Source organism: Bacillus sp. ISL-4, from assembly GCF_018613275.1.
Lineage (GTDB): Bacteria > Bacillota > Bacilli > Bacillales > DSM-1321 > Peribacillus > Peribacillus simplex_E.
On record NZ_JAGGQN010000023.1, the window covers coordinates 13,029 to 35,535 of the forward strand.

The window sequence follows — 22,507 nt, forward strand, 5'->3', positions numbered from 1 at the left end:
TTTCAATAATTTCATTGTGCTTTTTCGTTAAAGATTGGAATTTTTATTCAAGAAATCAATAAAGTTTTTGACAGTAGAGAGTTTTAAAGAATCCTGGTTATACATTAACCATGTATTTCTTAACACCGGCTTCCCATTTTTGTAGGATAACCCGTATGTATGCAAGTTATCTGAAGGCTGCAGGCATATTTCCGGCAGAATAGAAACACCAAGATCATTTTTGACCATCTCTTTGCACGTCTCCTGCCGATCTGTTTCCATAGTTACAAATGGTGGCTCCGGGAATCTATCATGCCACCAGCCATTTATTAAGTTTTTTAAAGAACTGTCGGTTTTATAATTTATGAATGGAAGTTCTGGCAAATTATCCAAGTCTACCTCTTTCTTAGAAATTAAACAAAGTCTTTCTTTATGCAGTAGCGATTTGATTCCATACCATTCATAGTTTCCACGCAGAATGCCTAATTGAACACTAGATGAATCCAGAAGATGCATGATTTCTGTACTCCAGCCTGTATTCACATTAAATTGTACATGAGGATATTGTGTTGAAAACTTTTTCAATATTTCTGGTAGTTTATATTGGGCAAAGTTGCTGGAAACGCCAAGCCTTAACGTTCCTCTTACCTCATTTTTCATATTCAGCATATAATCTTTCGTTTTTTGCAACTTTTTCACCATTTCTTCCGCATAGCCCGCTAAATGTATCCCTTCGGAAGTAAACTCAATGCCTCCTTTTATTTTGAAAAATAAGTTCGTGCTAAATTCTTTTTCTAAATTTTTAAGCCGGTACGTTAACGCCGGCTGCGATATATATAAACGCTCTGCGGCACGGCTAATGTTTTTTTCTTCATATAGTACCCTTATCGCAATCCAATCTTTTTCGTCCACTTAACCATCTCCCACTTTTTGATTATAAGTTTTTTTATCATTTTTATTAAAAAAATATGTATTTTACTTATGAATGAACTTATCATACTATATTTTCAAAGGAACAGGTAGTGCTATAAATATTGGTTGAGAAAAGGTGGTTATACAATGAAAGTACCAGTAGTTGTAATGCGCGGCGGAACAAGTAAAGGTGTGTTCCTTAACTTTGAACATATGCCTTCGAATCGCTCACACTGGGAAGGTTTCTTACTTGACGTGATGGGCAGTCCGGATCGGAGACAGATTGATGGTCTTGGAGGAGCGAATTCATTGACAAGTAAAGCAGCGATTATCAAAAAATCGGATTCACCAGAATTCGATGTGGAATATACATTTGCGCAGATCAGCATCGATAATCAAATGGTTGATTTTAAAGGAAATTGTGGTAATATTTCATCTGCTGTAGGACCTTACACAATTGAGCACGGATTAGTTCCGGCAAAGGAACCTGTTACAACGGTGAGGATTTTTAACACGAATACACAGAAATTGATAATTGCAGAAGTAGAGGTTGAAAATGGACAAGTGAAAAAAGAAGGCAGCTGCTCAATTCCAGGCGTGCCTGGTAAAGGATCACCTATCTATCTTTCTTTTACTCGTGCTGAAGGAGCAGTTACAGGAAAACTTTTCCCTACAGGAAATCCGATTGACATGATTAAAACGAAGGATCGACTGATTCAAGTTTCAATCATTGATGTTGCCAATCCACTTGTTTTTGTAAAGGCACAGGATATTGGTCTAAACGGAAGCGAATTGCCCACTGATTATTCACAGGAAAAATTAAATGAACTAGAAGAAATCCGGTCGATTGCAGCTGAAATGTGTCAATTTTCCGATAAGAAATCAGCAACTGTCAAATCTCCTGCTGTGCCTAAAATGACCCTGATTGCTCCTCCTATGGATTACGTCGATCTAAACGGAGCAGTAAGAAAAGCGTCAGAGATGGATTTGATGATCAGAATGATGTCGATGCAAAAGCCCCATCAAGCGCTTGCTATTACAGGAGCCATCTGTGCAACTGCAGGAGCTTACTTACAGGAAACGATTTTATCTGAGATGGTGAACATTAAACAGGAAATTTTTCGATTAGCCCACCCGGCGGGGATAATGGAAACAAAAGTTGATTTTTTGGCAGGACACATACGCGCTATTAAAGTGGTACGCACAGCGAGAATCATTTTAGAGGGATACGTGTACACGAAAAAAAATTACGAGCTTTCCTATCAATTAGCTTGATTTGAATTGATTTGCAAATTACAGCAAAAAAATCATCTATCACTTGGAGGCTTTTCAATGTGGGTCATCACTGTCTTTTTAAAAGGAAATATTAAAATTTTTGAATTTGACACAGAAAAAGAAGCGAAGGAACTATTTAAAAATATGAAAGGCACTAAAATTCTTTCCGAAATAGTTTACTTCAATGATCCTTGTTTTGTATAAGTGAGTTTTAATCAATGCATAAAGACTTTTAATATTTGAAGTACCAAACAGCCAAGAACTTTTTTAAGCCTTGGCTGTTTTTCATTCTTCTATTTAATGTATCCCTAGAATTTTTGAACACATTTTTATCTAATTAACTATGCAAGAAAAAGACTCAATGATTATTGATCGCTTCAACCTTTTCTTGAATATAGTGGGCTGCGGATGAACCAGCTAATTTCCCAAAGACTGCTCCAGACATTAACCCGGATCCACCAGGATAGTTTTCATAAAAAATCCCCCCAATCATTTCACCAGCCGCAAAGAGACCTTTTATCGGTTGTTCTTCTTTGTTTAACACATGACCCGTAGCATCTACATGCAAACCACCGAACGAGAAGGTGATTCCGCACGTTACAGGGAAAGCATAGAATGGCCCTTGCTCAATTCGAAGTGCCCAGTTGGATTTAGGAGGGGTAATTCCTTTCGTTCCTTTGCCATCTTTCTCTGCGGGTCTATACTCGCCATCTTGAACGGCACTGTTATATTCTTCGATCGTTTTAAGGAATTGTGTTTGATTGACCGGCAGTAAACTTGCCAACTCTCCAAGTGTATCTGCTTTATAAATAGTCGCTTCTTCAAGGTCATATTCTTTACGCAGCATCGGGCGTACCTGTGCATCATAAATTTGATATGCCACATGTCCAGGCTGTTTTAATACCCCACGGCCGTATTTGGCATAGGTGTAATTTCGCAAATCTGCTCCTTCATCAACAAAACGTTTCCCTTCATTATTAAGCATGACGCTGTACGGATAAGAATGCTTTTTAAAAATATCTCCTGGCTTCGTGAAGTCTCCTACTTTTGGAGCGTTATAATCTGTCCCAATCGAATGACATCCAGACCACTGCCCAAATTTTTGAGCCCCGATTGCCATAGCCATGGAAATGCCGTCTCCTGTGTTGAACTCGGTTCCACGAACAATTGCCGCTTCCCATTCTTCACCAATATTTTCACATCTCATTTTCTTATTGGCTTCAAAGCCGCCACAAGCTAAAATCACACCGGATGTCTGAACTGTTACCATTGTATGATCTTTCTCAACAACGACACCGGATATTGTGTTATTCTCTGATACAAGCTCCACAGCACGTGAATCGTACCAAACGTCAATGCCAATTTCTTCTGTCCGCGCAAAGAGCTGTCTCATTAAACCAACGCCTTTATCTTCCGTTTTGATAGGCAGTCCTCCCCAGAAATTGCGCTTGCCATCTTGTACGAAAGATTGATTTTCATAATTCAATTCAAATTTTATTCCCTGATCACGCATCCACGCAATTGTTTCATAAGATTTAGTAACCAGCTGTTTTGCTAATTCAGGATTACTCTGTCCACCTGTTACTCGCATTAAATCATCTAAATAATCAGATTCAGTGTATTCAGGCATAACAATTAACTCGGCTTCTGCGTCTGTTAATTCAGGTATTACTTTTCTGATTGCGTCTAAATTATTATAGGCAACACGTATGGCTCCATCTGTGAAGAAAGAGTTTCCTCCACGCTTTTCCAATGGTCCTCGTTCTAATACAAGAACTCTAGCTCCGCCCTCTTTTGCTGAGATTGCGGCACATAAAGCTGCGTTTCCTGCCCCTACTACAACTACATCATAATTTTGTGTATTTACCATTTTTACCCCTCCTGTTAAGTAGTGATAACTCTTAATGTAAATAATAAGTGAAAATAATGAATAAAAATAATATTGTTTTTTTATTCATTGCCATAAAAAAAATTTATGAAAAAATGCAGTAAACGCGAACTATAGTGAGTCTATTGCTTTACATTCATTAGTTGTATTATACTTTTAGAAATCAAATAAATTATTATTATTTATAATTACCCATAAATATTTTTTATGGTTAAAGGAGAAAAATTTTATGGATGAAAAAGACTGGCTTATTTTAATTACTCTCTACGAAGAAAGAAATATAACAAAGGCGGCACAACGACTATTTATTTCTCAGCCAGCTTTATCCTATCGTATAAAACAGCTGGAAAAAGAGTTCAAAACAAATTTAATCTCTAGAGGCAAAAGAGGTGTCGAGTTTACAGTTGAAGGGGAATACCTCGTTCAATATTCGAAAAATATGCGTAAGCAATTAGGAGCTGCAAAAGAACATATTTCAAATTTGGATAAAAAAGTGAAAGGAACTTTGCGATTGGGTGTATCTGGCTTGTTTGCCCGTTATAAACTACCAGTATTATTAAAAGAATTTCTAACCATATATCCAGAGGTTGAAATTAGTTTGAAAACTGGATGGAGTTCTCAAATTCATCAAATGCTTCAAAAAGAAGAAGCACACCTCGGGATAGTTAGAGGCCCTTACAAATGGCAGGAAAATAAAGTGTTATTTCAAGAAGAAAAGATTTGTATTGCCTCCAGTAAAAAAATTGATTTAAAAGAACTTCCTTTTCTTCCTAGAGTTAATTATCAGACAGACCAATCGTTAAGGAATACTATTGAAAACTGGTGGCAGGAAACATTTGCGGTACCACCTAAGATTTCAATGGAGGTAGATCGGATTGAAACATGTAAAGAACTGGTTCTTAATGGTTTAGGATATGCCATTTTACCAGAAATCTGTATTAAACCTGAGGAACCACTGTATACTTTCCCCATTGTATTAAGCGATAATAGCTATTTGCTTAGAGAAACTTGGGTTTTTTATCGGGATGTGACTATGGATTTGGCACAAGTAAAAGCATTTATTGATTTTCTTAATGATTCTAAACAATAGAAATAAGACGAATCGAAATAAAACTAGTACAAAGGAAGAGAATTAATATGAAAAAGTGGGATTTAAATAATGCTAGCAAGACAATCCAATTTTCAGCTGCACTTCTAACTGCTTTTATTGGAGGCAGCCTTTTCTCTCTTATCAGGTTGCCAATCCCCTGGCTTCTAGGTCCAATGGCAGCCCTATTAATTGCATCACGTTTCAAAAACGTTAAATTAATTTGGCCCGTTTCGATGAGAAATACTGGATTAATTATTGTAGGTTATTCAATTGGCATCTCTTTTACCAAGAGCTCACTGTCTGACATGATTAGTCACCTTCCCTCAATGTTGATCCTTACAACCTTAATTGTCCTTGTATGTGTATGTTCAGCTTTTGTTATGTCAAAATACTCCGGCGTTGACTATCCTACCTCCTTAACAAGTAGTATACCTGGAGGTTTGTCACAAATTGTTGTGTTTGCAGAAGAAATGAAAGGCATTGATATTACGACAGTAACCTTTTTCCATGTTACAAGAGTGATAATGGTTGTTTTCTTAGTTCCCCTTTTAATTTTCAGTCCTATTTTTGCAGCGAAAAGTACCAATGACTCATCTAAAATAATGGATAACGTTATTCCAGAGTGGAGTGATTTATTTCCTCTTATCTTTCTGTTCGCGCTTATTTGTTTCCTCGCAGCAAGAATAGGTAAAATATTCAAATTACCAGCTCCTTACTTTTTAGGACCAGTAATCGCTGTTGCTGCAGTAGGCCTTTTTGGTTTGCAGGGACCACCACTTCCTCCTTCACTTCTTGATATATCTCAATTTATGGTTGGCGGTTATATTGGTTTACTATTAAAACCGGAACAACTTGACAACAAAAGAAAAACCTTATTATTGGCTTTGATGAACGGACTAATTTTGATCTGCGCAACAATGTTTTTTAGTTTTCTACTGACCCAGTATTATGATTTATCGACTATTACGGGTTTTTTAAGTTTAGCCCCTGGTGGAATGGATCAAATGGGAATCATTGCACAAGAAGTAAATGCTGATGTATCTACTGTTACCAGCTATCAACTATTTCGGATGGCTTTTATTTATGCCGCAGTGCCTCCATTACTAAGATTGGTATTAAAATTAAGTTTAAGAAAAAAAGACAAGAACAGTAACGTTAAAACTAAATGTTAAATAAAAAAGGAGAGAGCTGTGCTCAAGGACACTGAAAAAGTCTGATTTATAAAGAAATGAAGGTTATCATCCACAATATTTAGATGATGACCTTCTTTTTAAATACTAAAAATAGCATTAAATTTTTAAAAGTTTCTTTATTGTATCAATTATCCCTTGGCTTTCTTTGCTCTCCTCCCCAATCTTTTTTTAAAAATAAATTATTTTGATACCAATACAAAAAAAATATGTATTTAACTTATTGTTCTCCCTGTATTACCTTTAATAAAGAAAAGCGCATCTGCATAGTGTAAAACTTATTAATCTACCAGTTAATTTTTCTGAAGAGTCACAAAATAATTCTTAGTCATCCAGAGATCAATTGAAAGCGCATTCAAAATTTGGGAGGGGATTTAATAATGTTTCTTACAATTTTAGGCATCTCCATGGTTACCGTTTTTACCTATTTAATTATGTCCAAACGTTTATCACCCATTGTTGCTTTAACTTTAGTTCCGATCGTGTTTGCAGGAGTTGGTGGTTTTGGAAGTAAAATTGGCACTATGATGATGGAAGGCATTAAGCTAGTCGCTCCTTCTGCTGCTCTATTATTATTCGCCATATTATTTTTTGGTATTATGATAGACACAGGCTTATTTGACCCATTGATCAAAAAATTATTAAAAGTTGTCAAGGGAGATCCTGTCAAAGTTTCGGTAGGTACCACAATTCTTGCATTACTCGTTGCCCTAGATGGAGATGGAACAACAACGTATATCATTACTGTTTCAGCTATGTATCCACTTTATAAACGAATCGGTATGAATCCATTGGTTTTAGCCACAGTAGCCATGCTAGCTTTAAGTGTTATGAGTGGAATGACCCCCTGGGGTGGACCTGCTACACGGGCAATCGCAGTATTGGGGCTTGATGCATCCGAATTTTTCGTTCCACTTATTCCAACCATGATCTGTGGTGCTCTTTGGGTTATTTTCGTCGCATTTATTTTAGGGACAAAAGAACGTAAAAGACTGGGTGTAATACACATAGAAGAGTTAAATATTGAAATAGCTGCTACTGTAGAAAATGAAGCCACTGAGATAGTCTCACACATTGACATTAAACGTCCTCATTTATTGTGGGTTAACTTATTCATTGTAGTAGGCATTATGGTTATTCTTATTATGGGATTAGTACCTTCCCCTATTTTATTTTTGGTCGGTTTCGCTATTGCTTTAATGATTAACTACCCCAATCTGGAAATGCAAAAAAGACGCATCTTAGCACATTCTGGAAACGCCTTAATTGTTGTTCTGTTAGTTTTTGCTGCAGGAGTATTTGCAGGAATCTTTTCCGGTACAAAAATGGTTGATGCTATTGCTAATGGACTGGTTTCGATAATACCTGCTTCATTAGGTCAATTTTTTCCTGTCATTGTTGGCATTACAAGTATGCCATTCACTTTCGTTTTATCGAATGATGCCTATTATTTCGGAGTTCTCCCTATTCTTGCAGAAGCAGCTTCAGCCTATGGAATTAGTCCGTTAGAAATTGCTCGGGCTTCTATATTGGGACAACCCGCTCATTTAATGAGTCCGCTTGTTGCATCAACCATTCTATTAGCTGGTATGGTTGAAAAAGACCTTGGAGAATATCAGAAATTTGCATACAAATGGGCCATCTTGACATCGTTAATCTTAACTGTTTTAGCTATAATTAGCGGTGCTATTTCTTTTATGTAAATTATAAAAGTCCTTGCATACTTGTTTGCAAGGACTTTTGTGGCATTTTTCAGCAAGATAATTTGATACAACTTTATTGTCAGATAAAGTTCCATAATTGTATAACACGTGCTTTAGGAACCTTGCTTGAATGGAATTTCTGAAATAAGACGATATCCTGCCTAGATTGATAATACTCAAATCGTTTTGGACGTTGGGTTTCAGATGGTTTCAGTAAACCGTCCGCTTCTTCATAAGCTGTTTCAGATATGACATAGATTGTCCTCCCATCCCCAAAGGGTACCACCTTTGCTTTTATAGCCCCCTCTTGAATATACTTATAGACACTTTGAACAAAAAATCCGAGTTTCCTTGTTACTTCAGTTGGCCTCATACCTTTAGGCATACTTTTGCCATCATTTCTCACTTAAATGGAGTAGATGTCTATCAGATTATGAAGAGTCTGGGCCACGAGCAGCTTTCCACTACAGAAATTTATTTGGAGAAGGTATTTGAAAATGTAGAAAATCATTGGTTACTTTATAACCATACTTACCAAGGATTCCATGATCAATTATTACAATATCTCCAATTTCAGCGTATTCTTTGCTATGTGTCATAGTTCACCTCCTTAATGTGGTGGATTGGATTTGTTGTATTCTTCGTCATATAACACGCCCAATCATTAAATGTAATAATCCCTGGTAGGGTAGGGTAATACTAGTTTTTAAAAAAAGAGAATATATGGTAATCCACTAGAGTTCAATAGATTCTCATACATTCTCATGTAATAGACTATATTCGGTTTTTAAATAGCAGATTCTGCTTCTGTGCGGTTGTTACTTGCTTGTAGCGCTTTTACCATAGTAATAGCTTCCATTTCCATGGTTTCATTTTTACGTTCAATTGCTGAATGTGATTTTTTATACTATGAGATTTTTATTTATGGCGGCAGTTTTTGCAGACTTTGATGGTTTGGTTTGTTTCAGTTTTGTGCGGGTAGAGAAGCTTTACTCCTGTTCTTTCACACAGTGGGCATGTCCCTCTGCCATTTGAAGGCAAGTAGCTGATTGTTTTTCCTCGGTTTCTTTTTGCCATTCCCCATCATTCCTATTCATCATAATTCTTGTTTCTTTATTAAATGTTGGACTGGCACAAAGGTTGATAGGCATTTAATGGTTTTTAACATTAGAGCCGCAATTCACATGAAATATATTACAACTTTCCTTTTACAAAATTAAACAAACAGCAACAATATTAAACAATATTAAACAATAAAAACAGTTGATTACCAATATACAGTTTATGGGTATTATAATGGAATAAAATCTAGTAATTTTGTACTCCTAAAATTACTAGATTTCGAGCGGCACAGTACTTTTTAAATAGGAAAAACAGCCTAAAATTTCATCTTCTAAAATAAAGTATTATATTTTCTCAATAAAATTTTTGTAGAGCGGATTTTTAACTGCCCCTGATTTTACGACAAGATATTAAGTACATTCAATTTACAATAAGCTTGTATTAAAATTTCTAGCATTTTGGGGGTGCAGTTTTTGACAAAACAGAAAAAGCAGAAATGGAAAAGGAATTTAGTGGTGATGACTGCCATAACCGGACTAGGGTTCTCTACATTTTATACAGGCCTAAGTATTCCGGTTGCAGCGGTCGAACAACCTGACCAGCAGATTCCTAAGGAAGAATCGGTCTCAATTGTTCAACTTGTAGTACCAAATGATAAGGCAAAGGACAAGCTTCTTGAGCTTGGAATTGACCTTACCCACAGAATCGAAGCACACGACGGAGTCTATGAAGTGGATGCCGTTGTCACACCAACAGAAATTGCCATGTTAAAGACCTTTGGCATCAATGTAAAAGAGACCCTGATCACCGAAAATCAATGGAACACACGCGTGGCAGAGCGGCAATCTACTGTCCAGCTGCAAGCCAGTCTGGCAGCTTCCGAGGATACACTTAAAGTCCTTAGGGCAAACCATTTTACCAATCAATCAGGCACCTTCCTATATCTCGAAGTAAAATCAAGCGCCGGTGCGACTGCTAGCACAGCACTTAAAGCAACTTGGACCGAGAACGGTGAGGAAAAATCTGCTACACTTTCTAGATTGGTAGATTACGGTGAATATTTATATCACTATTTGCTTTTACCAGTTAGCGCCATTCCTTCATCTGTTAAAATTGAAAGTAATCTTGGAGGAACAGCAACGAGCACCATTACTGAATGGTTAGGGAAAGAGCCGAAACATCCAAAAACAGATTATGTTACGGATTTTGTTGACCACTATATGGCACCAAATGAATTATATGAACGTGCCGAAAAACTTTCAAAAGAATTCCCGAACTTGGTAGAAATCATTGATCTGCCAAATAAAACAAATGGTTACAGACGTCTTGCCCAAGCAACTATCGGCGGCACGACCAATCTCGCAGTTGTTGTTTCCTCAAAAGTATGGGGGCATGAAGGCGGGAATGATGAATCGGTAGAATTCAAGAATCCGGGAACCAATAATGCACCACTAAAAGTGACTGTGGATGGTACCAAGATTTTAGTAGCTTTAGCTACTGATTCGTCAGGAAAGGCAACAAGTACTGCCGCACAAGTGGTTAAAGCACTGAATGAGAATGCTAGCCAACTTGTCACTGCGACTACATACCGCGGTAATACTGGTGCTGGTGTTGTCGCACCAACTACAAATGCTGCGATATTAACTGACGGCTTGAAAGCTGGGCCAGACGTTTCCCGTGATCCTTTTACAGTAAAAGCGATCCGAATCGGCAAGCATCGTGACGGTTCTAAACCAGGTATTCTTGGATATGCTCAGGAGCATGCCCGTGAATGGGTGACCCCACTCGTAACAATCGAAACGGCGGAAAGACTACTGCGAAACTATAGTCAAGATAGTGAGACAAGAAAGCTTGTCGATAATCTTGATATATTCCTTGTACCTTCAGTAAACCCTGATGGTGCTAATTACAGCTTCAATGATTACAATATGCAGCGTAAGAATATGACCAATCACTGTGGTCCCACTGCCTCTGATCCTGGGTACCGTAATAATTGGGGAGTTGACCTTAACCGCAACCATTCTGTTGGTTCCGTTTTTGATGGCTATATTGGCGGAGGTACAAGTTGTACGGGAGAAACTTACGCTGGACCAGCTGAAAACTCTGAGCCTGAAGGAAGAAACCTTGTCTGGCTTGCTGACAAAAACCCAAATATTAAGTTTGCAATGAATATTCATAGTTATGGCGGCTACTTCATGTGGTCCCCTGGTGCTTACGATTCAAAACGTACAACACTGCCACGCCCATCAGCTGGTGAAGAAGCGTTTTACTGGGCAGCTTCTGATAACATCTTAAATGATATTCAAGACCACCGCGGAACGGTCATTCTACCTAGCCGTACAGGTCCAATTCCTGACGTACTATACTCTGCTGCAGGTAACTCTGCGGACTACCTATGGTATGAAAAGGGGATTTATGCCTGGAACTTCGAAGTAGGGGCAGATTTATGGAATAAGGATACAAAAAGATGGCAGGCAGTTGGATTCCAGCCAGCCTTTGTAGAAGGTCATGAAGAAGCAATGGAATTTGCCAATGGGTTGATTGGCTTAATTAAAGTAGCCTACAACAGTGCAAAAGACCATCAGCCGCCTTCCTCAAAAGCTACACCTGGAAACGGTAAATACACAGGTCCGGTTGATGTTAAGATTGAAACAAGTGAGCCAGCCACCATTTATTATACTCTTGACGGCAGCCGCCCAACCTTCCAATCAGCTAAAATTAAATTAAGCGGCACCCGTGAATTTGCAGAAACATTAAAAATTGAAAAGACTACAACCATCAATTATTTCACTGTGGACGCCGCAGGAAACATTGAGAAAAACTACAATCCACTTGGTAATGGGAAAAACTATAATTCTGTAACGCTTACAATAAAATAACGGTTTGCAAGGGGTTGGCCTTACGGGGTCAACTCCTTTTTCATTGGTACCTTTGAACTGATAGACTTTCTATTATATTGGGCCTTCTTTTTATATTTCAGCCTCTTTAATAGGTGGCCATAAAATCAACAAACCTCTAGCAAATGCTTCTGCTATTCCAATCCCGTTGTCACATAGCTTAATAGGATTAATGGCGATAACCCTAGTACAAATTATCGCACTTTTCAACTGTAATTATATAGAAATACTATGGTTTCCAAATTTTTAAAACAGGCTCCTTCGTATTCGTAACCTTCCCCTTTTCTTCCAGATATCTATATGTCGCCTTTAGATTGTGATACCAAACATCGATCCCTGTTTCACCCTCATATCTCGGTTCATATCCTTGGCAACCTTATATAAATATCCCGGTAAGAAAATGTCCAGTCAACAACACTCTCCTCACACAGCTGGGAATAGCGAATGCAAGCTTGCAAATCTCCTTCTTCGATAGCGGGAGAAAGGCTTTCCATTTCTTCATGCCTTTTAACTCTATCTTGCCACTCTTGGCGTCAAGATTAGTAGCGTAAGAGCCCGAGAAAAGGAAAAGAAGCATTTTACCTCTGTTTGGGGACCTTATCCAATCAGCCGCATTACTTAGAAAATGTATGAAGAAAGGATTCTGGAATTAAACGAAAAATACAGCCAAAATTATATGGATGGTATTCATACTTGTGGAAAAATGATTTTTCGGAAAGCATTAACTCAAGGACTGATAAAAAAAAATCCTACTGAGGATTTCAAAATGCCTAAAAAGCAACAAAGTGTTGAAGAACTGGAGAAAGCAGAAGAGGATATTGTCTTTCTTGAAAAAGAGGAGCTTGCCCATTTTCTTTAATTATCCTATACAGACGGGCTTGAAATGGATCATCTTGTCTTCACGGTACTTTCCTATACCGGATTACGAATAGGTGAATTATTGGCCTTAAAATGGGGGGATTTTAATGAAAAGCAAGGTTCTATTAGAGTTACTAAAACTCTTTATAACCCTAACAATCATTTTGAAAAATATCAGCTTTTAACGCCAAAGACAAAGGGCTCTGTCCGAACAATCAGGATTGATGAAATGCTGATCAACATGTTAAAGAAGCATCGGCTTAAACAAAATTAAATTAAAAAACAGACTTGTTTACCAAGATAACGGATTTATTTTCGCTCGAGAGAATGGGCATCCACAATTAAAAAAAGTTATTGAGACCCGGCTAAGAACATTACTCCACACTCATTTAGACATACGCACACTTCATTATTGATTGAAGCTGGAGTTGGCATTGAAGAAATACAACAGCGACTTGGACATACAGATATTAATACTACAATGAATATCTATGCTCACATGACCGCCAATATGGAAGAAAAGGCCTCCCAACAGTTTAGCAAACTGATGAAAGACCTTCTCCTATAGTTAGCTTTTTTGTCACAGGTTGCCGTGTTTTTAAAAAAAACGAGGACAAGAATAGCATATTATCATTTTAGACGTTGATATAACAAGGTTTTAACCCCTTATTACATCATGCCGCTCATTAATCAAGATAAATAATAATAAAAAAAATAGATTTATAGATTCATTGATATTAAAGGTTTTTTATCTTTCACTTAAAATAATTTAATACAAAAGAGAAAAAGACTATGAGCAAAATTATGAGCATTTTCATGAGCAGGGTAAGGAACTTTTCCTTACCCTGCTCCATATTAAAGGCTTTTTGTAAGGACTTAACTAAAATGTGTCCATGAAACTATACTAACTCCATTATGTTGATCGAGTATCAAATAAAAAATCGAGTGCATGACTTATACTCAAATACATTTACTCTTTAATAAATTCACTTCCTTTTATTTTGAACAATCATTTCCTTGGAATCGTTCATTGTTATACCGCCTAGTATATTATGTTTAGGCTCTTTATTTAGAGCTCATATTCTTCTTGCTTTTTCTGCAAAATATAGTCCAATTACTTGAAGTAAATTGAAAGGGAGGGAAAAAGAGGAGCGCCTCAATGGGACGATTTTAGCTCCTTTTGGGTCACTCCCTTTTTTGACGTCACTTTCTATTCGGTGATGCCGGTGTCCACAATACGAACCTTCATATCAAATTCAACAGGAACGGTTGGGTAGCGGCCTTTCCATGCTTCTTTATCAAAGTTCCGAAAATGACTCCGGACTTTTTCGCCGATTCCGAGCGGATCAATCTTTAGCCCCTGAAATTTTCTCATCATTTTTTCCGCTCTTTTCGTCGTCTCTTTGCTCCATTCCTGCTCCACTTCTTTCATGGTGATCCCTTTCTTCAACACGCTGGAAGCATCTTTAACCTCTCCTATCACCGAGACATGAACCGACACCCGCGGATTGTCTTGACTGCCGGACACTTTATATTTCACTTTGGATCGAATATTTTCAGTAGCAATGTACTTTTTATTTTTGAAGCTTATTTCATATGTGCCTGTTTTAGTCTTTTCGTAAAAGAGTTTAAATACATAACTGTCCTTATTGGAAAGCGCTCCTACGTAGAGATCATCCTTAAAAAGAGCGAGACCTTTATATTGAATATGATCGTCTTTTTTCCCGATAATAGGTAGAAAAGGATCTTGATCGAACCCGTCATATTGATCCAGGAAAGCATGAACAGTTGGCTGAGGAATAATATCTTTCAGATTTCTCTCCATGAAATCGGAAAGATATTCAGCAGATGTCGGCGCATTAGGATACTCAAAAGTTAACAGCTCCTCTACGCTGCCGTCGACGACCGCCATGTAAACATCTCTGCCAATATCGGTAGAGCGTCCAAGCGGATCAGTAAGCTCGGCGACTCCGTGTTTTGCCAGCTCTTTACTAATCAAAAAATTTTGCAAACGTCCCGTGCCGAGCTTTCTTTGGGCCTCCATCTGCTGCTTTTGTAAGATGTCTAGAATGGTATGTCCGACCGCCGTAAAGAAGGCATTGAGCGGCTTAACATCCATCCCCGCAGGATAAAAAGGAGCTGCGGCTGTTCCCTTCATCCGGTCCCCGTCCACATAGTCATAACCAATAGCGGAAACGTGCTGGATATCTTCAAGTATCTTTGTTTCAAGGGAATAATTGAACAGCAAGATGAGCGTAAAGATGCTCCAAAAGAGGTACTTTTTCATGACGTTCGCCTCATTTTACTTTTAATCATTTGGTAAAAGAAGAGAAATGGAATGTAGGCATAAATGACGTAAAGACTCACGAAGCCCAATATTGTATTTAGCTGCTCGATCTGCTCGCGGTTTTTCAAGAGAACAGCCACCACAGCTGTCATGATGAGTACTACAATAAGGCTATGTTTTTGCTTCACGGTAAACAGCTGCTTCAGTCCTCTAGTGCCGGCCCAAATAAGCAAACAAACACTATTAAGAACGTTAAACAGCCAAAGGGAGAGCCCCATAAACTCAAACCTTTCAAGAAAAGGAAAATCAGCAATTTTCCAAAAAGTTAATGTCGGCCAAATCGACTCAAGTAATTGAGCCTTAGTAAAGTACATAAGGGAAACGATCATTATTACTAAATAACTAAAAGTACTGAACGCCGCTCCATAATGTACCCACTTTTGCGAGCGTGGAGCATTTTTTATAAAAGGGTAAAAGAAAAAAAGTGTTTCAAATCCCGTTAAACTATACGTCATCTTTTTAGAGGCGGATAAGAACTCAACTGCGGTATGATCCAAAATAGGCAAAAGATGAGAAAACTGCACGTGCCGTAAAGGGAACTCTAACATTATAAAAAATATAGGAGTCGTTAAGATGAAACTGAGGAAGCAAATCCCAACAACGACTCGAAAGCCTCCGATTACATACACATAAACGAGCGAAGAGAGAATCAGGGCCATATACCAAGTTTCCAATTGCGGAAAGATCCAGACTTGAATCAATTCGATATAATTACGGAACACAGAGACAGCTAAAGTCAGCAAATAAACAATCAAAGCCAAACTGAGGAGCCCTCCAAGCCCTTTTCCAAACAGTTCCTTGTGGATAACAGTAATATCATTCGTTCCTTTATTTAATATTTGATAAATCATCCACAAGACAATGTGAATCGAAAGACCGGCGATTATAACAGCAATCCAGGCATCATTGCCCACGGCTTTAACAATATACCGTTGAAAGCTGAAAACGCCCAAGCCAAATTGCGCCGCGACGATAAGATAAAAAACAAAGAAAGGAGAGACTTTCCGGCTCTCCGGCGGTAAGGGCAGCATACAGCACCTCCATATGCAAATTAGTCGTCAATATCCCATTCTTTTTTTTGCGGAGCCTCCTGCTGAAATCTCACACGGTCTTTTGCTCTTATTTGGAGGGGACGTAGTGCTTGCTTGCTGAACGGCAGTCGAATAATAGAGTCTTTGAAATCCTCAACGCGCAAAGGATAGATCGGCTCAAGAAAAGGACGACCGAGAGAAGTCAGCTTTAATAAATGAGACATAAGAAAAGCAAAGCAGACGGCGACTCCGACAAGGCCTAGCAGCTGGGCTAGCAGGATAAATGGAAAGCGAATCAGGCGGATCGCGTTGCTGAGCTGGTAGATAGGCGTAGTGAAAGAAGCAAGCGCCCCTGTGGCCACGACAATAAGCAGTACATTACTTGTCAAACCTGCTTGAACAGCCGCTGTTCCGAGCACAATCCCGCCTACAATCCCAATCGTTTGGCCAATCTTTGTCGGCAGCCGGGCGCCTGCCTCCCGCAAAAGCTCAATCGCCAATTCAAGGAGAATAGCTTCCAAAAAGGGTGGGAACGGAATACTTCCCCTTGATGTAATCAGCAAGCTCAGTACATCCCGGGGGATCATTTCATAATGATAAGTTAAAACGGCTACATAAGTCGATGAGGCTAAAACAGAGAAAATAACCGCAAGGAGCCGGAGAAGCCGGAAAGCGGATGCGACATTCCAAATGGAAAGATAGTCTTCAAATGCCGCGAAATATGTAATTAATGATACGGGACCTGATATCGCAGTGGGCGATCCGTCCGAAAAGATGGCAACTTTCCCTTCAGCTAGTACTGCGGCAAGCCGATCAGGCCTCTCTGTGTCGAGTAACTGTGGGAATGGCGAGTTTTTATTATCGGCGATCATTTGGCTGAGAAACGAACTGTCTACAACTTCATCGTATTCAATCCCTTGAATCCGCTGGATGACCGTATTCACGTTTTCCGGGTCAGCGATTCCTTTCACGTAGACGACCGCGACCCGGGTTTTTGATAACTTTCCGACCATCAGTTCTTTTACCTGCAGCTCGAGAATCGGAAGGCGTTTACGCACGAGATTTATATTTGTATCGAGTGATTCAACAAAAGCTTCCTTCGGGCCAACCACAGAGTATTCCGTTTCCGGAGTGGCTACTTGCCGCTTTTCGACGGCTAGTGCCGGAACAGCCAGACAGGCAGGCTGCCCTTCTTTCTTGTAAAAAATCAAATTTCCGGTCATTAATTTATCTTGAATATCCGGTATATTGTCCGTAATAGAAAGATTCTCGATTGATAGCTTTTCTTTTATTTCTCCTAAAGTATAAAGCTTATCTTCTTTAACTGTAGGGAGTATATCGTGGTGAATAATCTCTGGTTTAACTAAAGTTTTAAAATAGGCAATGAAAAAGGGAGAGTTTTCATGAAGCCTGAAAGTAAGAAAGTCTGCTGACTCTCCGCACGCTGTTAAAAGCTTGGCAAGCTCGCTTTTTTGAAAAGCTGAATCTGTTTTCCGCATTGGAAATTTAACCTCCCTTTGATATTGCTCTGGGGAAAAGTAAATTCAATAATTTTAATATGGGTATAGCAAACAAAACTTATACACTTATCAATGTTGAATAACAATAAGGGAGAGTTGCCTAGGTAAACTACACATGAAAAGAAGATATGTATTTTATAAAAAAATCTTAGTAGCATTTGATGGCTCAACGACTTCGTCTCATGCCCTTCATCATGCAGCTAAATTAGTCAAAAAGGTTGTATCTGAAAAGTTAGACAGTATAAAATACCCCTAATGAAAAGGTATCATAGGAAATACCTCCAGACCCAATTTAACCCTTGACAATGTAAGCGCTTTCTTTTATGATGATAATAGGTTGGATGGCATGCGTGGCCGTCATAGTATATGGCGTAGGTGGGGCCAATACCGGATACAGTACATAGAAGTAAACCCCTATTTTATGAAACTGTTAAGCTTCTTACGAGGTAAAAATAGTACTTCATAAATCATGTTAAGTGCGCTCTTTGTCCCCTTTTTCACATACAAACCCCTAAATTGGTTAAATTCAGAGTGTTCCTTGGAAGCTTCCCTTTAAATCAATTATGTTTTTTTACAAAAAAAATCTTTCAATGTTTGCTAATTTTTTGTATTGTCGAATGAGGAGATGACTTATGGTAAAAGAAAAAAGTTCCCTTTACGATAAATTACCGTTAGGACTATTGGCTGGGTTTTATTTTGAAATAAATAAGAACATTGAAAAAGGGATCTTGTCTGATGCCATGTATCATGAAATTAAATTAATAGAACAAGCAGCATTAAGAGGGGGGATCTCATTTGAATACCTACATGATAAGGGTTCCCGGATAATTGAAGATGAGAAACTACTAAGAGAAACAACCATGCAACGCTAAATCGTAGAATAAGAAGTCCAATTTTTTTCTAGTAATTTTCGGAAATGTAAGCGTTTTCCTGTTATAATAACAATAGATTGGATGGCATGTGTCGCTGTCATAGTATCTGGCGTAGGCGGTCCGATATCGGAAGAGGACTTAGAGAAAATTCCTTTTTTAGCTGAAAAAAATTACATAAACAATAAAAGTGAAAGATAAACCCATTGGCTCTCAAGGGGTTTATTTTGATGTAACTGCTAATGGGATGTGCCTTTTTTTAAAAAAGTCCGATAAACTAAGAGAGTAACTCTTAGTTTATCGGTATTAGACTGTTTGATTTCTCTTTTTTTCACTGGTTTCATTAAGATATATGATATTAGTAGCAAGCAGCCATAAAGCAAAATTGACCCCGTACCAACTTTATAGGCTGATACAAGGGCACTGGGATGCTGTACTAAGCCCATTTGAATGTGTTTATCACTTTGTAACTTACCAGGACAATAAAACTCCCCCTGCACCAGGCAACTAATAACAGAGATAGACAACATTTAGGGGCATGAAACTATCCCACCGAATAAGCCGAATTCTATCTTTCATTTACCACAATAGCGGAATTCATGAATTCCGATAGATGGTTTCCCTATAATAAAAATAAAATCCCACAAAGCTATTTCGTTTTTCTTCAATCTCTATTTATAAACAACCATCTATTTCTCCACTTTTTCCTTATCTCTTAACTTCTCTACTTTTTCGGGAGTGAGGGTGATGTCCCGGACAGGGGAAACTCTTCCCCATTCATCCTTGTGAACGATGTGTTTTCGTTCAAATTTGGTCGGGGTATCAATACCTGCGGCCGCTGCAAGGTTAAACAGCCCCTCACGGAGGGAGGTCACGTAATTGGCGACTCGGTATTGTTTTTCCTCAATAACTAGCCCTTCCTGCAACTTTGAATCAGTCGTGGCTACGCCGGCGGGGCAGTGGTTCGTATGGCAGATTTCAGCCATGATGCAGCCAACGCTAATCATAAAACCGCGGGCAATATTGACTAAATCTGCCCCCATCGCTAAAGCGATAGCCACTTTATCTGGAGAAGTCAGCTTGCCGGATGCAATCAGCTTGACCCTGTTACGTACACCATATTTTTTTAACATCTCATCTACAAGTGGCAATGCTGACATAATTGGGAGTCCGACTGCATCTGCAAGCTCCTGATAGGTAGCCCCTGTTCCGCCTTCTCCGCCATCCACTGTGATAAAATCCGGCCCTTTACCTGTATCTCTCATGGTTTTCGTCATTTCCTCAAGTTCATCAAGATCCCCCACAACAATTTTGATACCGATAGGCTTTCCGCATACCTCCCTCATTCTTTCCACAAATTCGAACAATTCTTTAAAATTCTTGAATTCATAGAACCGGTTAGGGCTGTTGATCGTTTGGCCAGGCTCTACCAGGCGGATTTGAGCAATTTCTTCTGTCACTTTTTGTCCTTCAATGTGCCCACCTCTGATTTTGGCACCTTGTGCCAGCTTAATTTCAAATGCCTTAACTTGCTCGATTTCACTTTTCTTCTTGAATTCTTCCCAGGAGAACTCCCCACCTGGTGTCCGTACTCCAAACAAGCCAGGACCGATCTGCATCATGATGTCAGGATTTCCGGAGAGATGGTATTTGGACAGACCGCCTTCACCAGTATTCATCCATGTTCCTCCTGCAAGCCCTAATCCTCTAGACAATGCCGTGATGGCATTCTCGCCGAGTGCACCGTAGCTCATTGCAGATTGTCCTACGAGCCCTTTTAATTTAAAGGGGTACCGGCATGTATCCTCTCCGATGATGACAGCGTCCTCATCTCGTAAAAAGTACGGTTCTATTTGTCTGTCTTCCCGCTTCTCCTTTCGGGTCAATAGTCCTTCTTCACCTACTTCATATACCTTTGTATTGATTTTTTGGCTATTATCTATTCTCAATTCTTCCCGGAGATTGGGAAACATGCTATTTCGAATATAGTATCCAGCTTCATTGAAGTCACGTTCCGATCCAAATCCGATTAGCCGCTCCTTATATTTACCTGCTTTTACAACATCCTCGAATTCCTTTCTTGAGAAAGGGGTGCCTTCATTATTATTTTCAAATAAATACTGCCTAAGTTCAGGTCCTATTTGCTCTGTCATGTATCTAATTCTGCCGATTAGGGGGAAATTCCTCAGGATTGAGTGTTGTTTTTGTGTGTCATCCTTACGGTAAAAGTACGCTGCGGCCGCAGCTGTCCCTAAAACGGCAGATCCTTTTAAAACTGTAGGAAGGTATTTTTTCAACTTAGACATACTATCACCCTTTGCTTCATATTTGGTTAATCGAGCTATCTATAATCTTTTGAGTGCTTCATGAATCAAAATTTCTCCAGAAGTTACATTGAACGTTTTATTAAATACTTCTTTAGTATCCAGCGCTTCGACCAATACCGAAGCAATATCCTCTTTTGGAATCTCGCCTTTGTCATGCACGAGTGATGATCCAGCTTCTACCTTACCTATTCCCGGCTTATCAACAGGCATGCTTGTCCGTATAACCGTATATGTAAACTTTTCCTGTCTTAATAGCTCCTCTGAGTGGTACTTGACACCGATTGTACAAGCATCTCGGCTCTCCATTTCATTTGCTCGCATGCCGCTCATCAGGATAAAGCGCTTCACCCCATGTTTCTTAGCAGCATCAAATGAGTCTATTACTGACTGATGGTCAACCAGTATTGGTTTGCCCTCCCCAGTCCGAGGGCTGGCGTTACCCAAGTAGATTATTGCTTCACAGCCCGAAAAAGCACTGGGAAAATCCCTATTTTCCAAAGAAACCACATCTGATGCTCCAAGTTTAACCATTTCCTCTACTTTATTTTCGGATCCCACCAGTGCTACCGGGTTATGGTACCTGTCTGCTAGCTGTTTTACAACGTGCTCTCCGGTCATATCCTCTGTTCCTATTACTAGTACTCTCATTTTAATACCTCCCTGCTAGTTTCATAATATTTATTTACCACTTTAAAGTTTAATGAAACAATTAAGCTTCTTCTGCCGTATCATTTAATTTAACGATCCCTGTTCATTATTATTTCAACTGATTTTCTTTTCTTGTTTACACTTTATTTGTTTCTAAAGTACACCATCTTATGTTCTTCATTGGTCCTCATACCTCCAGATACGACTTTTCCATTATTTCTCACTTGGGTGAAGTTGATGTCTATCAGATTTTGAAGAGTCTGGGTCATGAGCAGCTTTCCACTGCAGAAATAAAGTTGGAGAAAATTTCAAAAAGGAAGTCTATGCGATCCATTTGTGAAAATCAGATGTGTTTGGAGAGTATATATAATGGAAGGAATTCGCCATTTTCATAGAAGTTTTTGCTGAATCTTATTGGCGCACTCTTAAAAGTTCCATTTTCGAAGATGGTTAATCCTGCGTGATAACCAACAACCCCTGCTGAATCCATTGGCAGCAGTTGAATGCCAAATATATTATCTAAATCGTCAAGCATACCGGATTCTACAATACTCTTTTTGAGATTGATTTCGGATAGCACTCCCTTTTAGGATTGTACGTCCCTTCAACTACAATTGACTGTAAATTTCAAATATTTAAAAAACCTCTATTTAATATGTAGAGATGAACACATATCAAATCTTTATAAGTATGTCACTATATAAGGACGAAAATAAGCAAATAAACTAAAATGTTAAAATGCTTCTTTTATTTATAGATAAGTAAAAAAATGGAATTCTCTGGGATTTCCAATCCCGTTGTCCTGTGGATGATCCCAATTTTTCGTACGTTAGTTCATCTTTCAATAGCCTTCTTCTTTTGTTTAAGTAATTCTTTGTATAAGTAACCTTTCCCATTATCCGAGGGATTTT

The 22,507-nt window shown here is 38.7% G+C and carries 21 protein-coding genes; 11 read left to right on the forward strand and 10 right to left on the reverse strand.

What is annotated here, in order from left to right; all coding sequences use genetic code 11:
- Positions 1-27: 27 nt before the first annotated feature.
- The gene (locus tag J7J00_RS17145; RefSeq protein WP_034313052.1) at positions 28-891 is read right to left on the reverse strand and encodes a LysR family transcriptional regulator; all 864 of its coding nucleotides are present in this window, start codon (positions 889-891) and stop codon (positions 28-30) included.
- A 147-nt stretch (positions 892-1,038) separates the two neighbouring features.
- Here J7J00_RS17145 and J7J00_RS17150 point away from each other — a divergent pair, with 147 nt between their 5' ends.
- Positions 1,039-2,166: a 2-methylaconitate cis-trans isomerase PrpF family protein gene (locus tag J7J00_RS17150; protein ID WP_214792614.1), complete on the forward strand. Its 1,128-nt coding sequence runs from the start codon at positions 1,039-1,041 to the stop codon at positions 2,164-2,166.
- Positions 2,167-2,223: 57 nt separating this feature from the next.
- Complete coding sequence (locus J7J00_RS17155; protein ID WP_164468794.1) at positions 2,224-2,370, forward strand: hypothetical protein; 147 nt, start codon at positions 2,224-2,226, stop codon at positions 2,368-2,370.
- Positions 2,371-2,524: 154 nt separating this feature from the next.
- Here the strand turns inward: J7J00_RS17155 and tcuA are convergent, their stop codons facing one another.
- On the reverse strand, positions 2,525-4,036 hold the full coding sequence (tcuA, locus tag J7J00_RS17160) for an FAD-dependent tricarballylate dehydrogenase TcuA (protein ID WP_214792617.1): 1,512 nt from the start codon (positions 4,034-4,036) through the stop codon (positions 2,525-2,527).
- 247 nt (positions 4,037-4,283) lie between these two features.
- Here tcuA and J7J00_RS17165 point away from each other — a divergent pair, with 247 nt between their 5' ends.
- The 3 genes from J7J00_RS17165 to J7J00_RS17175 all read left to right on the forward strand — a co-directional run bounded on the left by J7J00_RS17165 (position 4,284) and on the right by J7J00_RS17175 (position 8,037).
- On the forward strand, positions 4,284-5,144 hold the full coding sequence (locus tag J7J00_RS17165) for a LysR family transcriptional regulator (RefSeq protein WP_214792620.1): 861 nt from the start codon (positions 4,284-4,286) through the stop codon (positions 5,142-5,144).
- A 47-nt stretch (positions 5,145-5,191) separates the two neighbouring features.
- Complete coding sequence (locus J7J00_RS17170; protein WP_214792623.1) at positions 5,192-6,316, forward strand: AbrB family transcriptional regulator; 1,125 nt, start codon at positions 5,192-5,194, stop codon at positions 6,314-6,316.
- A gap of 398 nt (positions 6,317-6,714) precedes the next feature.
- Entirely contained in the window at positions 6,715-8,037 is a 1,323-nt protein-coding gene (locus J7J00_RS17175; protein ID WP_214792626.1) for a CitMHS family transporter, read from the forward strand.
- 79 nt (positions 8,038-8,116) lie between these two features.
- Here J7J00_RS17175 and J7J00_RS28190 read toward each other — a convergent pair whose 3' ends face one another.
- Both J7J00_RS28190 and J7J00_RS28195 read right to left on the reverse strand, forming a co-directional pair.
- Positions 8,117-8,422 (reverse strand): hypothetical protein, encoded by a 306-nt coding sequence (locus J7J00_RS28190; protein WP_286201430.1) that lies wholly within the window; start codon positions 8,420-8,422, stop codon positions 8,117-8,119.
- A 79-nt stretch (positions 8,423-8,501) separates the two neighbouring features.
- On the reverse strand, positions 8,502-8,636 hold the full coding sequence (locus J7J00_RS28195) for a hypothetical protein (protein WP_286201431.1): 135 nt from the start codon (positions 8,634-8,636) through the stop codon (positions 8,502-8,504).
- Positions 8,637-9,572: 936 nt separating this feature from the next.
- Between J7J00_RS28195 and J7J00_RS17185 the strand changes: the two genes are divergently transcribed.
- From J7J00_RS17185 to J7J00_RS28910, 4 genes are all read left to right on the forward strand, one after another.
- Positions 9,573-11,978, forward strand: a complete 2,406-nt coding sequence (locus J7J00_RS17185) for a M14 family metallopeptidase (protein ID WP_214792629.1) — start codon at positions 9,573-9,575, stop codon at positions 11,976-11,978.
- Positions 11,979-12,699: 721 nt separating this feature from the next.
- On the forward strand, positions 12,700-12,855 hold the full coding sequence (locus J7J00_RS17190) for a hypothetical protein (protein WP_214792632.1): 156 nt from the start codon (positions 12,700-12,702) through the stop codon (positions 12,853-12,855).
- A 24-nt stretch (positions 12,856-12,879) separates the two neighbouring features.
- A complete protein-coding gene (locus J7J00_RS17195; protein WP_214792635.1) occupies positions 12,880-13,128 on the forward strand; it encodes a site-specific integrase in 249 nt (82 codons plus the stop codon).
- 99 nt (positions 13,129-13,227) lie between these two features.
- Complete coding sequence (locus tag J7J00_RS28910; RefSeq protein WP_214792676.1) at positions 13,228-13,422, forward strand: tyrosine-type recombinase/integrase; 195 nt, start codon at positions 13,228-13,230, stop codon at positions 13,420-13,422.
- 642 nt (positions 13,423-14,064) lie between these two features.
- Here the strand turns inward: J7J00_RS28910 and J7J00_RS17205 are convergent.
- From J7J00_RS17205 to J7J00_RS17215, 3 genes are read right to left on the reverse strand one after another with little or no spacing between them, the layout of a single operon-like run.
- A complete protein-coding gene (locus J7J00_RS17205) occupies positions 14,065-15,141 on the reverse strand; it encodes a Ger(x)C family spore germination protein (protein ID WP_214792638.1) in 1,077 nt (358 codons plus the stop codon).
- Entirely contained in the window at positions 15,138-16,232 is a 1,095-nt protein-coding gene (locus J7J00_RS17210) for a GerAB/ArcD/ProY family transporter (protein ID WP_214792641.1), read from the reverse strand. Before J7J00_RS17210 ends, J7J00_RS17205 begins: the two co-directional genes overlap by 4 nt.
- Positions 16,233-16,252: 20 nt before the next feature.
- Entirely contained in the window at positions 16,253-17,731 is a 1,479-nt protein-coding gene (locus J7J00_RS17215; RefSeq protein WP_214792644.1) for a spore germination protein, read from the reverse strand.
- A gap of 136 nt (positions 17,732-17,867) precedes the next feature.
- Between J7J00_RS17215 and J7J00_RS17220 the strand changes: the two genes are divergently transcribed.
- Positions 17,868-18,008 (forward strand): universal stress protein, encoded by a 141-nt coding sequence (locus tag J7J00_RS17220; RefSeq protein WP_214792647.1) that lies wholly within the window; start codon positions 17,868-17,870, stop codon positions 18,006-18,008.
- A 376-nt stretch (positions 18,009-18,384) separates the two neighbouring features.
- Positions 18,385-18,624 carry a hypothetical protein gene (locus tag J7J00_RS17225; RefSeq protein WP_214792650.1) on the forward strand — a complete coding sequence of 80 codons (240 nt, stop codon included), beginning with the start codon at positions 18,385-18,387 and terminating at the stop codon, positions 18,622-18,624.
- Between the two features lie 686 nt (positions 18,625-19,310).
- Here J7J00_RS17225 and J7J00_RS17230 read toward each other — a convergent pair.
- From J7J00_RS17230 to J7J00_RS17240, 3 genes are all read right to left on the reverse strand, one after another.
- Positions 19,311-20,927 carry an FMN-binding glutamate synthase family protein gene (locus J7J00_RS17230; RefSeq protein ID WP_214792654.1) on the reverse strand — a complete coding sequence of 539 codons (1,617 nt, stop codon included), beginning with the start codon at positions 20,925-20,927 and terminating at the stop codon, positions 19,311-19,313.
- A 39-nt stretch (positions 20,928-20,966) separates the two neighbouring features.
- On the reverse strand, positions 20,967-21,596 hold the full coding sequence (locus J7J00_RS17235) for an NAD(P)H-binding protein (RefSeq protein ID WP_214792658.1): 630 nt from the start codon (positions 21,594-21,596) through the stop codon (positions 20,967-20,969).
- A gap of 343 nt (positions 21,597-21,939) precedes the next feature.
- Positions 21,940-22,176: a hypothetical protein gene (locus J7J00_RS17240; protein WP_214792679.1), complete on the reverse strand. Its 237-nt coding sequence runs from the start codon at positions 22,174-22,176 to the stop codon at positions 21,940-21,942.
- Between the last annotated feature and the right edge of the window lie 331 nt (positions 22,177-22,507).

Excerpts from the sequence above, each read along its gene's own strand:
- J7J00_RS17150 (WP_214792614.1), top strand. The coding sequence starts at position 1,039 with ATGAAAGTACCAGTAGTTGTAATGCGCGGCGGAACAAGTAAAGGTGTG.
- J7J00_RS17215 (WP_214792644.1), bottom strand. The coding sequence starts at position 17,731 with ATGCGGAAAACAGATTCAGCTTTTCAAAAAAGCGAGCTTGCCAAGCTT.
- J7J00_RS17165 (WP_214792620.1), top strand. The coding sequence starts at position 4,284 with ATGGATGAAAAAGACTGGCTTATTTTAATTACTCTCTACGAAGAAAGA.
- J7J00_RS17220 (WP_214792647.1), top strand. The coding sequence starts at position 17,868 with ATGAAAAGAAGATATGTATTTTATAAAAAAATCTTAGTAGCATTTGAT.
- J7J00_RS17225 (WP_214792650.1), top strand. The coding sequence starts at position 18,385 with ATGGTAAAAGAAAAAAGTTCCCTTTACGATAAATTACCGTTAGGACTA.
- J7J00_RS17230 (WP_214792654.1), bottom strand. The coding sequence starts at position 20,927 with ATGTCTAAGTTGAAAAAATACCTTCCTACAGTTTTAAAAGGATCTGCC.
- J7J00_RS17205 (WP_214792638.1), bottom strand. The coding sequence starts at position 15,141 with ATGAAAAAGTACCTCTTTTGGAGCATCTTTACGCTCATCTTGCTGTTC.
- J7J00_RS17190 (WP_214792632.1), top strand. The coding sequence starts at position 12,700 with ATGATTTTTCGGAAAGCATTAACTCAAGGACTGATAAAAAAAAATCCT.
- J7J00_RS17175 (WP_214792626.1), top strand. The coding sequence starts at position 6,715 with ATGTTTCTTACAATTTTAGGCATCTCCATGGTTACCGTTTTTACCTAT.
- J7J00_RS28190 (WP_286201430.1), bottom strand. The coding sequence starts at position 8,422 with ATGCCTAAAGGTATGAGGCCAACTGAAGTAACAAGGAAACTCGGATTT.
- J7J00_RS17170 (WP_214792623.1), top strand. The coding sequence starts at position 5,192 with ATGAAAAAGTGGGATTTAAATAATGCTAGCAAGACAATCCAATTTTCA.
- J7J00_RS17195 (WP_214792635.1), top strand. The coding sequence starts at position 12,880 with ATGGATCATCTTGTCTTCACGGTACTTTCCTATACCGGATTACGAATA.
- J7J00_RS17235 (WP_214792658.1), bottom strand. The coding sequence starts at position 21,596 with ATGAGAGTACTAGTAATAGGAACAGAGGATATGACCGGAGAGCACGTT.
- tcuA (WP_214792617.1), bottom strand. The coding sequence starts at position 4,036 with ATGGTAAATACACAAAATTATGATGTAGTTGTAGTAGGGGCAGGAAAC.
- J7J00_RS17210 (WP_214792641.1), bottom strand. The coding sequence starts at position 16,232 with ATGCTGCCCTTACCGCCGGAGAGCCGGAAAGTCTCTCCTTTCTTTGTT.
- J7J00_RS17155 (WP_164468794.1), top strand. The coding sequence starts at position 2,224 with ATGTGGGTCATCACTGTCTTTTTAAAAGGAAATATTAAAATTTTTGAA.
- J7J00_RS28195 (WP_286201431.1), bottom strand. The coding sequence starts at position 8,636 with ATGACACATAGCAAAGAATACGCTGAAATTGGAGATATTGTAATAATT.